This is a genomic window from Parabacteroides sp. CH2-D42-20, assembly GCF_003670185.1.
Lineage (GTDB): Bacteria > Bacteroidota > Bacteroidia > Bacteroidales > Tannerellaceae > Parabacteroides > Parabacteroides distasonis.
In genome coordinates this window covers 44,685-58,101 of record NZ_RAYG01000007.1, presented here as the reverse complement: position 1 = coordinate 58,101, position 13,417 = coordinate 44,685, and the positions used below count along the sequence as shown (strand labels likewise).

10 protein-coding genes are annotated in these 13,417 nt (G+C 41.0%); 4 read left to right on the top strand and 6 right to left on the bottom strand.

The genetic code is table 11. The annotated features are described in order from the left end of the window. Position 1: 1 nt before the first annotated feature. The 3 genes from galK to D7V92_RS05965 form a co-directional block, all read right to left on the bottom strand. Positions 2-1,147: a galactokinase gene (gene galK, locus D7V92_RS05975; protein ID WP_005858095.1), complete on the bottom strand. Its 1,146-nt coding sequence runs from the start codon at positions 1,145-1,147 to the stop codon at positions 2-4. Between the two features lie 107 nt (positions 1,148-1,254). Then, positions 1,255-2,529: an MFS transporter gene (locus tag D7V92_RS05970; protein WP_005858093.1), complete on the bottom strand. Its 1,275-nt coding sequence runs from the start codon at positions 2,527-2,529 to the stop codon at positions 1,255-1,257. A gap of 45 nt (positions 2,530-2,574) precedes the next feature. Continuing rightward, positions 2,575-3,651 carry an aldose epimerase family protein gene (locus D7V92_RS05965; RefSeq protein WP_009017148.1) on the bottom strand — a complete coding sequence of 359 codons (1,077 nt, stop codon included), beginning with the start codon at positions 3,649-3,651 and terminating at the stop codon, positions 2,575-2,577. Between the two features lie 225 nt (positions 3,652-3,876). Between D7V92_RS05965 and D7V92_RS05960 the strand changes: the two genes are divergently transcribed. Further along, positions 3,877-6,336: a hypothetical protein gene (locus D7V92_RS05960; RefSeq protein WP_008774260.1), complete on the top strand. Its 2,460-nt coding sequence runs from the start codon at positions 3,877-3,879 to the stop codon at positions 6,334-6,336. A gap of 214 nt (positions 6,337-6,550) precedes the next feature. On the opposite strand, the gene D7V92_RS22050 is transcribed toward D7V92_RS05960, so the two are convergent. After that, a complete protein-coding gene (locus tag D7V92_RS22050) occupies positions 6,551-6,787 on the bottom strand; it encodes a hypothetical protein (RefSeq protein ID WP_154398172.1) in 237 nt (78 codons plus the stop codon). Between the two features lie 289 nt (positions 6,788-7,076). Between D7V92_RS22050 and D7V92_RS05945 the strand changes: the two genes are divergently transcribed. Next, positions 7,077-9,425 carry an ABC transporter permease gene (locus D7V92_RS05945; protein WP_057329149.1) on the top strand — a complete coding sequence of 783 codons (2,349 nt, stop codon included), beginning with the start codon at positions 7,077-7,079 and terminating at the stop codon, positions 9,423-9,425. 234 nt (positions 9,426-9,659) lie between these two features. On the opposite strand, the gene D7V92_RS05940 is transcribed toward D7V92_RS05945, so the two are convergent. Further along, positions 9,660-10,190, bottom strand: a complete 531-nt coding sequence (locus tag D7V92_RS05940; protein WP_121772495.1) for a DJ-1/PfpI family protein — start codon at positions 10,188-10,190, stop codon at positions 9,660-9,662. 166 nt (positions 10,191-10,356) lie between these two features. Here D7V92_RS05940 and D7V92_RS05935 point away from each other — a divergent pair, with 166 nt between their 5' ends. After that, a complete protein-coding gene (locus tag D7V92_RS05935; RefSeq protein WP_005858079.1) occupies positions 10,357-10,710 on the top strand; it encodes a helix-turn-helix domain-containing protein in 354 nt (117 codons plus the stop codon). Positions 10,711-10,730: 20 nt separating this feature from the next. Here D7V92_RS05935 and D7V92_RS05930 read toward each other — a convergent pair whose 3' ends face one another. Then, entirely contained in the window at positions 10,731-12,251 is a 1,521-nt protein-coding gene (locus D7V92_RS05930; protein ID WP_009017153.1) for a hypothetical protein, read from the bottom strand. A gap of 228 nt (positions 12,252-12,479) precedes the next feature. On the opposite strand from D7V92_RS05930, the gene rbsK reads away from it, so the two are divergent. Then, complete coding sequence (gene rbsK / locus D7V92_RS05925) at positions 12,480-13,403, top strand: ribokinase (protein WP_057329151.1); 924 nt, start codon at positions 12,480-12,482, stop codon at positions 13,401-13,403. The last annotated feature ends 14 nt before the right edge of the window (positions 13,404-13,417 follow it).

The window sequence follows — 13,417 nt, the reverse complement described above, 5'->3', positions numbered from 1 at the left end:
ATTAACAGAGCTTGCGTGCTCCGTCGCTGATTACTACATTATATAATTTAGGTTCACGGCCAAACTTCTCTTTATAAGCGGAGAAGGCTTTCTTCACGAAATCGTCGTACAACTCATCCTTAACCAAGTTGATCGTACAACCGCCGAATCCTCCACCCATGACACGAGAACCCGTTACACCACATTCCTTGGCGATATCGTTCAAGAAATCCAGTTCCTCGCAGCTAACTTCATAAAGCTTGCTCATACCTTGATGCGTGCCGTACATCTTTTCGCCGACAGTCTCATAGTCGCCTTTCTCCAAAGCGGCACATACGTCGAGTACACGTTGGATTTCCTCGATAACATATTCGGCACGCATGTAATCCTCTGCGCTGACATCCGCTTTTACCTCGTTCAGCATCTCCATCGTAGCGTCACGTAAGAACTCTACTTCCGGATGGTTGCGGCGAATGGCGGCTACCACGTTCTCGCAGGATTTACGGCGTTTGTTGTAGGCTGAGGATGCCAACTCGTGCTTAACGACCGAATCCAATAACACGAGTTTGTAACCAACCGGATTAAACGGATAATATTTATATTCTAAAGAACGGCAATCCAAGCGGATCAAACTTCCGGCCTTGCCGAATACGGAAGCGAATTGGTCCATGATACCGCAATTCACGCCACAATAATTATGTTCTGTAGCTTGACCGATCTTAGCCAACTCGAATTTATCGATATTCAATGAGAATAAGTCATTCAATGCGAAAGCATAAGTACTTTCCAATGCGGCGGAAGAAGACATTCCAGCGCCCAGAGGCACGTCTCCAGCGAATACGGTATCGAAACCTTGGATATTACCACCTCGTTTAATAATCTCCCGGCATACGCCAAAGATATATCTTGCCCAGCTTGCGGAAGGAGCGTCCTCCTCGGTCAAGCCAAATTCAGCGTAATCATTTAAGTCGATGGAGAACGCCCGGACTTTGCCCGTCCCATTCGGTTTGATCTCGGCGATCATCCCTTTATCTACGGCACCCGGAAAAACGAAACCTCCATTATAATCAGTATGTTCACCGATCAAGTTAATACGTCCCGGAGATGTGTATAAGCTACCTTCGGTATTAAATAACTCTTTAAATTTAGTTCTGATTTTTTGTTGCATGATACTTAATTTGATTAAGGTAAATAATTGAATAAACAAGAAGAAATTATCCATTCAGAAAACTCTGCCGGATAATTTCTTCTTTATTATATTATGTCCTGTCCTTATTATTCAACAGGAATATCTTTGTTTACGTTCTTGCTACCAATCAAAGCGTAATATAGCAAATATGCCAATCCTAGGAATACCACCCAGAAGCTAGTAATGAAACCGCCAGCGTCGGCTACGGCTCCTTGGATCAACGGAAGAATACCTCCACCGCAAACCATTACCATGAAGATACCGGAAGCGGCTGCCGTATATTTACCTAAACCTTCTACTGCCAAGTTGAAGATACCACCCCACATGATGGAAGTACATAAACCACAAAGAGCCATGAACATGATTCCAACCGGAACCTCAACCATACCGAAAGAGATATCAGACAAGAATACAGGCATACTAACTTTTGTCGTAGCAGGGGCGAAGATAGCGATCAAGATAAAGATCATACCTACCGTGGCGGCTGATGACAACATCGCCTTACTAGAGATCTTAGCTCCGAAAGAGGCACCGAACAGACGTCCGATCATCATCAAGAACCAATATGTACCCACGATAGAACCGGCTACTGTAGGATCGATACCGATCTCAGAAGAAGTAGCGAACAAGTTCATGAAGTTAGGAATACCTACTTCGACACCCACATACAAGAAGATTGCGATGGCACCTAAAATGAAGTGACGGAAAGAAAGCGCGCTGTGCTTGTCCGGAGTCTTGGCTTCATTTTCCTTAACCATATGCGGTTCCGGAATTTGCATGCAGAACAATACGATAAATACGATGGCAAAGATACCCATAGCCAAGAACAATGCCGGGTTAGCGTCACTGATCTGAGCCTTAGCAGCGTCACCGATCAAATAACCAACCAATACCGGAACGATCGTAGCGCCGATAGAGTTTACGGAGCCGGCAACCTGAATTAATTGGTTACCTTTGTTTCCACCACCACCTAGCGTGTTCAACATCGGGTTTACTACGGTATTCAACATACACATAGAGAAACCGGACACGAAAGCACCTGTCAAATAAACAGCGTAGCTACCAGCCACACCGGAAAGATAAGAAATACCTACACCACAGAAACCTACGATGATCGCTAACAAAGCGGTTTTCTTGTAACCGATCTTCTGTAATAGCATACCGGCCGGAATACCCATGAAGGCATAGGCGATAAAGTTAGCCGCGTTACCCAGCTGCGACATGAAGTTGCTGGCAGCGAACTGGTTCTTAACGATGATACCGAATGGGTTCTGTAGACCCGTCACGAAAGATATCATGAAGAAGAGAGCCACCATCATGATAATAGGCAATGTGTAATTCTTTTTTGCTGTTGATTCCATTTCTTTTTTGTTGTTTTAGATTATTAGATTACTTAAATTATTCTCTTATTCTACACTGAATTTATAAATAGTAGTACTTTGGAAAACCTCGCCCGGGCGGAGTTCCGTTGTCGGATATTCCGGTTTGTTGGGGCTATCGGGGAAATGTTGGGTTTCCAGACATAAAGCGGCCCGTTCCGGGTAGCGTTGTCCGTTCTTACCTTCGAAATTCCCAGTCATCCAGTTACCTGTGTATAATTGCACGCCCGGTTGAGTCGTATAAGTTTCCATTACGATACCGGTCTTGGGGGAGGAGCAGCGAGCGCAGTAAGAAAGTTCGTTGTCCTCTTTATTTAATATGTACGTGTGGTCATATCCCTTACCGAATATAAGCTGTTCGAAATTGTCATTGATTCGTTCGCCTACCTCATGAGGAGTCCGGAAGTCCATCGGTGTACCTTCTACTTTCTCTTTAGGTCCGTACGGGATTGCCGTATTGTCCGTAGGCAGGTAATAGTCGGCGTTGATCGTGAGGATATGGTCTCCTATATAAGGATCTCCCGCACCGGATAGGTTAAAATAAGAATGATTGGTTAGGTTCAAGACCGTAGGTTTGTCCGTAGAGGCTTGATAGGAGATAACGACCTCATTCTCATTTGTCAGATGATAAGTTACGGTTGTCTTTAGTTCTCCGGGGAAACCTTCCTCGCCATCGGCGGAGGTATATTTCAACTCAATGGTTTGCTCGTCTATTTGTTTGGCGTCCCATACGACCGCATTGAATCCCTTGATTCCGCCATGCAAGCTATTGGGGCCATTATTTATGGCTAATTTGTCATAAGTAACACCGTCGATCGTGAATTTTCCAGCGGCGATACGATTTCCATAACGACCGCAAATGGCACCGAAATAAGGTTCTTCTGATGTTAAGTACTCTTCAATCGAATTATGGCCAGTAACGACATCGGTCATTTTTCCGTTCTTATCCGGAACCATCAGTGAGACGATTTTCGCTCCATAATTCGTGATCGCTAGCTCTGCTCCAACCTTGTTACACAGGGTATAAAGCGCCGTTTCTTTCCCGTCAATTTGCTTGCTGAAGTTAGCAACAGACAAGCCCGACAGTGTATTTATGTTCTTCATGCGTATCAATATTATTGAAATTGCGTGTAAAAGTAACTTTCTTCTTTGTATTTATAACCTTTCTGAATAATGTTTTATAGCATGATTTTAGATTTGTCTACCAAAAATATATAATTATCGCTTGTTTATACGTCAAGTCCTTGATTCTTCTCTTAGGCTAAAAAAACAAAACAACTCTTGTCTTACCCCTGTTATTAGTAAAACAGAGATAGAAAGAAATTGTCCATGCGGTCGTCCTATAAATATATCATACTCATACTCTTTGTGCTTATGCCTGGCTTGCTTTATTCCCAATCTCAAGATTGGGTACGTAAGTCCATTTATCCGCAAGCGGATAGTGGTAAAAGCAAGATCTATAATTGGATGTGGGGGAGGCATTATCGTCACCTTTATACGATCCCGATCAGGGTTCCTTCGGCTACGATAGAAACGTTGGGGGGTGGGATGGATATCGTCGGGCAAGCGGAAGGGTTTCACGGATTATTGTTGGAGAATAAGCGTAAGCAATTGTATTTGCTAAAGCCCTTGGGTGGCTCTACAAGTTTCTTGGAGTCGAAGTTTTTCCGGGAAATATATAATAAGACTGATTTTAAGAATACATATTTGGATGAGTTCTTAGGAGATGCTTATACGATTATCAATCCCTATACCTTTTTGGTCGCAGATTATTTAGCGAAGTCCGCGGGATTGAGTTTTTCTCCCTCCCGTATTTACTATATTCCTTCCCACATACGGAAAGACACAGTTGCGGACGGCAGCGATATACAAGATAGGCTGGTCAATCTAATCAATGTTCCGGATATTAATTTAAGGTCTAATTTGTATACCACGGAAGACTTTCTAGACAGCCTTCAAGTGAGTAAAAACTATATGGCGGATCAAAATCTATACATTCGGGAACGTATTTTCGATATGTGGATCGGAGATTGGAATAAGATGAACGAAAACTGGGAGTGGCAATCACATACCGTCAATGATAGCGTAATTTATACCCCGATCGTGATCGATAGGAATCATGCTTTCACGAAGGTGGACGGAGTATTGTTCAAGCAAATGTTGAAGATGTTATCGTTGGATTTTATCTGTAATTATGATAGCTTGATTTTAAAGGATACAAAGAAAATCAATAAGCTAGCTTTTGCGCTGGATATGGCGGTAGCAGGCCGCAGTGATGAGTCGGTTTGGATACGCCAAGCCCAAGAAATTCGGAAACAGATGACCGACTCTTTGATCGATAGCGCTTTTACTTATTTGCCGGAAGGTGTAAAACATGATGAGATAGAACTGATTAAACAAAAGTTGAAACGAAGGAGGCTAGAGCTGGAAGCGGTTGCCAGCCAATATTATCGCTTATTGCAACGTACGCCAGTGGTTGCCGGAACCAATCAATCCGATTATTTCTTGATCGAGCGGCAAGCGCCGGACCGGACTGTTTTACGGATTTATGATCCCGAGACCGGAGACTGTAGGTTGGAACAACAATTCTCCGGCAAAGAAACCAAGGAACTGTGGCTATATGGGCTTGCGGGAAACGATACGTTTGAAGTGAAGGGAAATACACGGAAAGATTTTCCGATATACTTGATCTCCGGAGAGGGGGAGAACCAATACCAATTGAATCATAACCGGAAAATACATGTCTACGATAAAGATTATAAATATGATTACCAAAAGATAAAATACCATAAGATATCTTTTACCCCGTGGGGAATATATGATTCGGATAAAGGTATTAGTTTGGGTACGTTCTTTACATATACGATGTATGGCTTTAAACGAGCCCCATTCACCTATCAGCATCGGATCGGGTATAATTATTTGAAAGGGTTCATGTATGCAGGTATCTTCCCTAATTATGATGGCCGGAGACGTTTATACCTAAATGCCTCCATTTCTTCACCCCGTAACTTCGAGAACTTCTTCGGATTTGGAAATAATACGGCGGGCTATAAAGAGGAGAAAAAGAATTATAACCGGGTGAAGCTCCGGACGTATATGTTTAATCCATCCTTCGAGATGGATTTGAGGAAAGAAGAGGTGATGACATTCTTTGGCTCTTTGGATATGTACAAGGCTAAACGTACGGATGATCGATATATTTATACGGTTTATGGAGAAGATCATCCTATTTTCCGCACGAATTATTTCGTAGGTCTTGGCGCTACTTACCGGATAACGAAACAGCCTTATTCGTGGCTTCCCCTATTGGAAACCGAATGGACGGCCGGATGGAAAATGAATTTGAAAAAGCCGGAACGTAATTTCCCCTATGCGCAGGGAAGCCTTTCATGGAACGTACGGTTCTCGGATCGTTTTACTTGGGCCTCCTTGATGAAGGGAACGGTATTATTCGATAATGACTATGAGTTCTATCAAGCCGCCACGATTGATTTAAGGGGATTCCGTGAGAACCGTTTTATCGGAAAGCAATCCTTTTACCAATACTCGGATTTACGCTTGGACATGGGAAAACTAAAGAATCCGTTCACTCCCTTAAAATATGGTCTATTCGCGGGCTTTGATTATGGGCGGGTCTGGTTTCCCGGTGAGCGTTCCCATAGTTGGCATACTTCCTATGGTGGCGGGATTTGGCTTACTTTCTTGAATAAGTTCACCACTAAATATTCTTGGTTCGGCTCGACGGATAGTTTCCGGTTCGCCTTTGAGTTGGGGCTTGGGTTTTGATATAGCCTCAAACCTACACGGGACTGATGAGGGAAATTCTCATCATGATAAGGAGGGTTATTGTCTATTTCTATATTTGTTCTTGTCTTCTGTCGTATGACCCGGTAAAAACGTGTACGTGTTTTCCGAAAAACATGTACGACTTTTGTGGAAAACATGTACGTGTTTTTTCAGAAATATAATCATGTTTTTAAGGATGATGATAATCAATGATTTACATATTCGTGTTATTTGCATGCTTATTGTTTGGATTTATTGAGTGAAAATCCATACATTTGCCTTTGATCAATTTTGTTCTTGTTATGAAGTGGTTAAAGGCAATGTTTTTGTGCATGGTCGTTTTTGCCGCATTGACTGTGGTCGCCAACGATTCTTTCTCCCAAAAGGAGGTACGGGTGTGTGCTTCTACATCTTTATTTTCAATAGCGAATAAAGAGCCGGCTGCTTTCATCTCTTTTCAAGAAATCATAACTCCTTTGACGTCTTTCTCCGCTTTTGGGGAGAAACTTTTGTACCTTATTGCCTCATTGACTTTTTTCCTCGCTTTGTTTACCCTGTCGGTAGCTTTGTTGTTTTACGAACGGAGGGTAAGTTATGTTCGATTAAAATCCGTCTTTTGGCAAGAACGATACTCTTGCTATGTGCTTTGTCGTATGCTGAATTAGACATGATTATGCCCTGTCTTCAAGGGCATAGAGGAGAGTTGTGTCAATTTATTTTATACGAAAAACAAGCGTATCATGAACTCTATATATCGAAATTTTATTATCACGTTGAAGGCAAATAAAATGGCGGCAACACTAAATATATGCGGCCTCGTAATCGCCTTTACTTTATTTAATAGCGTAGCTATCCGTACGGAATCCGAACGAACTTTTGATAAAATACACTCGAAAGCCGAGGTTATTTATCGATTGGATTGTGTAACGAGTAAAAGTCAATGGCCTACGCAAATCCTGCCTTTCGCCCAAGCATTTGCCTCGTCTTCTCCACATATATTGGTAAGTACGATCATAAATCCTTACGTAGGGGAAGTTTATTTTACGATCGGGAGGGACGAGATTCTCAAAGGTTATAAGGAACCGGTGATAACCTGTACTCCGGGGATCGTTTCTATATTTGACTTCCAATTGGTGGAAGGTTCACTAGATTGCTTAGATGATCCGGAGAAATGCCTTTTGCCGGAAAGTATGGTCCGGAAGATATTTGGCGAGTCATCGGCTATTGGTAAGGAGTTGCTTGCGGAAGAAGAGATTTGGAGCAAGGAACGAAAATCACTAGTCGTAGGAGGAGTTTATAAAGATTTCCCGGAAAACACACAATTGAATAATGCCATTTATACTTCTTTATCGTCGACTTATTGTATGGATGATTGGGATAACTGGATTTTCCTTTGTTATGTCCTTTTAGATGATCCGTCACAAAAAGATCTCATTTGCTCCCAGTTTAACCAAGCATTTCCCTTCAAGCAATACGAGAGGCTCCAAGAGGTACAGACCCGTTTGGTGAATTTATGCGATATTTATTATATGAATGATATGAATAGTGTTACTTACATAAAATCAGGGAATAAAAGACAAACGGATTTGTTGTTTAGCGCTTCGTTTCTAGTGGTATTGATAGCAGTGATTAATTTTATAAACTTTACAATGGCATTGGTTCCGGCAAGAATAAAAAGTATTAACATCCGCAAAATTCTAGGGGACTCGGTATGGCGGTTGCGTGGATTTCTTTGGTTAGAGTCTTTTCTTTTTGCGCTATTGTCTTATGCTATATCCTTGTTGCTGTTATTGGTTTATGAAGGTTGCATTGGAGGAGGCTTTCATATGAAGGGAATAGTTTTTTGGGGTGGATTATTTATGGCTTTGTGTGCGGGACTATTGGCCGGTGCATATCCGGCTATTTATGCGACTTCTATTCCTCAGCGAATCGTGCTGAATGGTTCTTTCGGTTTGTCTCCAAAGGGAAAAAGAATGCGGGAATGTCTGGTTGGTTTTCAGTATACGGTTTCAATTATATTGATCGTCCTGTCACTGTTTATTTATAAGCAGATAGAGACAATGCGGAGTCATTCCTTTGGTTTCGGGAATGATAATGTAGTTGTCGTAGAATTGAATAAGGAGATAACCGAGAAATATAAAGAGAATTTTACCAACCGTTTGCGTGGTTATGCGGGAATTGAGGATGTGGCTTTCGCCGCTAGTAAGATAGGAGCGACCAATGAGAATCGTGGCGGGGCCGCAGAGTTTAATGGAGAGACTATTTATTTTTATTATTTGAATGTATCACCTAATTTTTTATCCCTTATGGATATTACCGCGAACGAAGGGCGTGTCTCAAGGATGGAAGATGGGAGGAATAAAGAGTTGCTTTTGGTTTTTGACCAAAAAGCGAAAAGGCAATTAAACCTTCATGTGGGTGACCGTATGAAAACCTTTTGGGGGAATGATGCCCGGGTATTAGGATTTACGGATGAGGTGGTGATCGCTTCCACACATAAAGCATCGGAGCTGCTAGCTACTTATCCTGTCGCTTTTGTGACGAATGAGGAATTTTATATGCCTTACGCTTATATTAAGTTGATGCCGGGGGCTGATAAAGGAAATGTTTTACTTTATATTAGGGACATGCTCAGCGAACTTTCTCCTTCATGTTTATCCGATTTTGAGTTTTGCGATACATTTTCCCGGCATCTGTATGAAAAAGAAATCCAGTTTGGCGACCGGGTTATTTTATCCAGTGTTTTATCTATCTGGATGGCATTGGCAGGTATTTTAAGTCTGGTATTGTTTGATGTCCACTATCAGCGGCGAGAAATTGGTATAAGGCGGGTGTATGGATCTTCCGTGAGCGAGATACTATATCGTTTGAATAAAGTCTATTTAAAGGTCTTGCTCATTAGTTTTGTTATCGCGATTCCGGTTTCCTATTATTTTATGGAGAGATGGGCCAGTAATTTTATGGAGAAAGCCCCTGTCGGTTATTTGATTTATTTTGTCGCATTGCTAGGGATCAGTATCCTGACGGTAGGAGTGGTCACGTTCCAAAGTTGGAGGGCGGCGAATGAGAATCCGGTGGATATGTTATAGACAACTTACATCGGCAATGAAGTTAACTTCATCGGCAAAGTAACTTAACATACTTTGCCGACGAACCTAAGATACTTTGCTGATGAAGCTAAGATACTTTGGAAGTACAGATAAAGTATTGGATTGTAACCGATTTTTCTAACTAACTTGAAATTTGTAAGGGAGGATTTATGCGAATAGTCCATCCCTTACATTTTGTCTTGTTCAAATAGTTGGCTTTATTTGTCCTAGAACTTATTTCTTCAAGGCCTCCAATACTTGAGGCATCATAGTACAGATATAATGTTCTTCTTTCGCTGTAAAGAAATTGCCATCGACTACGGAATCCTCATCTGTAGCTTGTCCTTTGCTAATGGCAGGTTTAGCCAACGGATGTACCGCTAGCGTCTTTCCTTCCGTGATTCCGGTGAAGTCGAAGAGCATAGCGGCAGCGCAATGTCCAATCATAATCTTACCCTTTTCCCCGAAATTCTTAATCACATCCATTAGATCGATATTGTATTGTTTGCTAGCGTTCTGCTGGAAAACAGGAACCGCATCGCCACAAGCGAATACCATTGCGTCGTATTCATCTTCATGCCCTTTTAAATTAGCGATCACATCGTCTACTGTCAAAGCTATGCCAGAGTTCGTTTTGATCTCTTTTGAATTGGCTACCGCATATACTTTATAAGTAATGCCATTCTCGAAAAATGATTCCAAATATTGGAACAAACCAAATCCATTTACTGGATTTACCGCTAAAACTGCTACTTTCTTTGCCATAATCGTAAATTATTAAGTGATACAATAGTTATTTTTCGTAAGTTTATTACTTTTGTGGCGTAAAAGTAAGCCCCTTTTTTAGAGAAAACAAGAAGGCACTTATAAATAAGGAACTTACATGGATGTAACCATTGTTGAGATTCAAGTAAATAGAAAAGGTTAAAAAATGAAAAACTTTCATCCGACGGGGAATTGCCCCGTGAGAGACGTATTGAGCCGGCTAGGAGATAAATGGTCTATGCTAGTGCTTATCACTTTAAGTGCTAACGGTACCATGCGTTTTAGTGATATCCATAAAACCATCGCGGATGTATCGCAACGTATGCTGACCGTAACCTTGCGCACGTTGGAATCGGATGGTCTGATCGAACGAAAGGTCTATGCGGAAGTTCCTCCCCGAGTAGAATACTGCTTAACGGAAAGAGGATTAAGTCTTATTCCCCATATCCAAGGATTGGTGGATTGGGCGTTGCAGCAGATGAGTGGTATTATGGAAAGCCGGGTTTTACATACGTCATGACTTGCTCTGGCATTAATCTATCAGTGAGCTTTTTCTGCAAGAATATCTGCCAGCGACCGTTGGGTTAATTTACTCTCAATCCAAGCAAGGACATCAAATGTCTTTAAAAGTTGGCGTTCATATTTATCTTGTTCGATTTTTTGAATGTCTTTTTGGTATTGTAGCCAGCGTTTATTTCTAGCTTTCTCGTATGATGGAAGCGGATAGCCCTGTATAAACTTGAATATTAACTTTTCTGTGATATAAGTCTGTTTCTCGAAGCGGATGTTTCTTTTGATGGAAATAATTTCGTTCTCAAAGAAATCATAATTGCCTAATTCTGCTTGGAGTAAAAGATTTACCAATCTTGCTATCTTGTAAGAAGGAAATGCGCAAAATAACTTTCCCAAACTAAATATCTTTTTCATGTATTTGCGAGCTTGTACATAATCTTTCGTATACATGCCTAATACAGCGAAGCTTAGATATAACCGTAATTGAGACTCAAGTCCTAATGATGTTACTTTTTTTAGTAATTCATTTTCTTGCTTATCCCTTAGCTCTAAGGCCTGTTCAAAGTTTCCGGCTTGTAACAAGCTATTGGATTTGTAGATATATATCAAGGTTTTCAGATGTAAGATGAATTCAGTGGAGTACTCATTTTGTGTTAATTCTTCTAGTTTAGAAAGGAAAAAGGGAGTTTCATGATATAATCCGGCAATACATAAACTGTCTAAAATACCTTGTATGGCACTTAAATAGTAGATAGGAGGATTTAATATTAAATGTTGGTTGTCGTTAAATAAGTTGATAAGCTCTTGGTAATATCGGATAGCCGATTTATAATTGCCGGAGTTAAGATAATAAGTGGCTTGGAATAGCAAATGTAACTTTTGCGCTTCGAATCCTTGGTAGGAATTGTTTGCGATTAAATGGAGTTCGCTCAATACGAGATCGTTTAAATCCTCTTTTTGTTTGTCGGAACGGATATAGCCTTTGTTAATTAAACGGTGTTTAAGAATATCGTATAGCTGTGTATGTTGATTAAGGGTTCTTGCGTATTTTAATACTTCATTGATTTTCATTTGCTTGTTTACCAGCTGCTTTTCTGAGATTGTTTTAAAATCAAGAGCGCTTAAGTATTTCAGTTCCGTTCTCCGAATCAATAAAAGCAAGGAATCATTTTCATAAGTGATCGCTAATTTTTTTGCTTTATCTAATTCAATGAAAGCTTCATCAAATATTTCTCGTTCGAATAATACGCCAGCCTTTGATATATAATTGAAAATTCTTGTTTGGACATCCTGTTTTTCTCTTAGTCTAACTAAACATTCTAGAAGTACCCGATATAAATGTTTGACTGCGGTCTCGAAACTCTTCCCGTCTTGAATCTGACAAAAGCGTGTATACAGCTGTTCGGGAGACGTATTAGCGTCTATTAGATTAAAAAGGGTGAGGTATACCTTATCACCGTTTTGAAGGTTTGCGCAAAGATGGAAATATCTTTTCTCAGCTTTTGTCAAGGTGTTGACAAGCATTAATAATATGTATGTGTTATTCATGGACTTTTGATGTTATCAAGTGTTTGATATATAGTGAATATGAGAAATTGTATGATGCAAATATATCGATTTGGGTTTATCTACGATGAAGATTAATTGATGATTTTTATATTTTGGATCTTTTTATATTTGCGACATCGGTGAATGAATTTAAATTAACATGAAATCTGGTGTACCAAGCGGAATATATGATATTTTTGTTAAACGAATGATTAATAAGAGAAAAGCATGAAAGACTTACGGAATCATAATATATTGGTTGTTGGAAGTAGCAATACCGATATGGTTATAAAGACGAATCATCTCCCTCGTCCGGGAGAGACGGTATTAGGCGGAACATTTTTTATGAACCCGGGTGGGAAAGGAGCGAATCAAGCGGTTGCTGTTGCGCGGTTAGGGGGACAGGTCTCGTTTATTTGTAAAACAGGCAGTGATATATTCGGACATCAATCCCAGCAGCTATTTGAGGAAGAGGGGATTGATACTTCCTATATTTTCTCAGATCCGAAGAATCCATCTGGCGTAGCGTTGATTACGGTGGATGCTCATGCTGAAAACTGTATTGTGGTGGCCTCCGGAGCTAATGCTAATCTATTACCTTCTGATTTAGCGAAATCGGAAGAGGCGATAGAAAAAGCCGATTTGATTTTAATGCAATTGGAGATTCCTATGGATACTGTCGAGTTTGTCGCTAAGATGGCATCGAAGAAGAACAAACGGGTAATATTGAATCCGGCTCCAGCTCAACCATTGTCGGCTGCGTTACTCCGCCATCTGTATATGATTACCCCGAATGAGACAGAGGCGGAGATGATCTCCGGCGTGAAGATCACGGATGAGGTTTCTGCGGAGAAGGCGGCGCGAGTTATAATGGAGATGGGGGTACAGAACGTAATCATTACTTTAGGTTCAAAAGGAGCTTTGATTTACTGTGATTCCATGGTAGATATGGTTCCTGCGATAAAAGTGGAAGCCGTTGATACTACTGCAGCCGGGGATATTTTCAACGGTGCTTTAACGGTTGCTTTGGCCGAGGGGCGGGATTTAAGGGAAGCCGTGAGATTCGCTTGCAAAGCTTCCGCCATTTCCGTGACTCGTGTGGGAGCGCAATCTTCCGCTCCTTATCGAAATGAGGTAGATATCTTTGATTAATCTAAAAAACAATC

What these genes read in the sequence shown, in the direction of transcription:
- galK (WP_005858095.1), bottom strand. Translation starts at nt 1,147, where the DNA reads ATGCAACAAAAAATCAGAACTAAATTTAAAGAGTTATTTAATACCGAA.
- D7V92_RS05970 (WP_005858093.1), bottom strand. Translation starts at nt 2,529, where the DNA reads ATGGAATCAACAGCAAAAAAGAATTACACATTGCCTATTATCATGATG.
- D7V92_RS05965 (WP_009017148.1), bottom strand. Translation starts at nt 3,651, where the DNA reads ATGAAGAACATAAATACACTGTCGGGCTTGTCTGTTGCTAACTTCAGC.
- D7V92_RS05960 (WP_008774260.1), top strand. Translation starts at nt 3,877, where the DNA reads ATGCGGTCGTCCTATAAATATATCATACTCATACTCTTTGTGCTTATG.
- D7V92_RS22050 (WP_154398172.1), bottom strand. Translation starts at nt 6,787, where the DNA reads ATGAAAGCAGCCGGCTCTTTATTCGCTATTGAAAATAAAGATGTAGAA.
- D7V92_RS05945 (WP_057329149.1), top strand. Translation starts at nt 7,077, where the DNA reads ATGAACTCTATATATCGAAATTTTATTATCACGTTGAAGGCAAATAAA.
- D7V92_RS05940 (WP_121772495.1), bottom strand. Translation starts at nt 10,190, where the DNA reads ATGGCAAAGAAAGTAGCAGTTTTAGCGGTAAATCCAGTAAATGGATTT.
- D7V92_RS05935 (WP_005858079.1), top strand. Translation starts at nt 10,357, where the DNA reads ATGAAAAACTTTCATCCGACGGGGAATTGCCCCGTGAGAGACGTATTG.
- D7V92_RS05930 (WP_009017153.1), bottom strand. Translation starts at nt 12,251, where the DNA reads ATGAATAACACATACATATTATTAATGCTTGTCAACACCTTGACAAAA.
- rbsK (WP_057329151.1), top strand. Translation starts at nt 12,480, where the DNA reads ATGAAAGACTTACGGAATCATAATATATTGGTTGTTGGAAGTAGCAAT.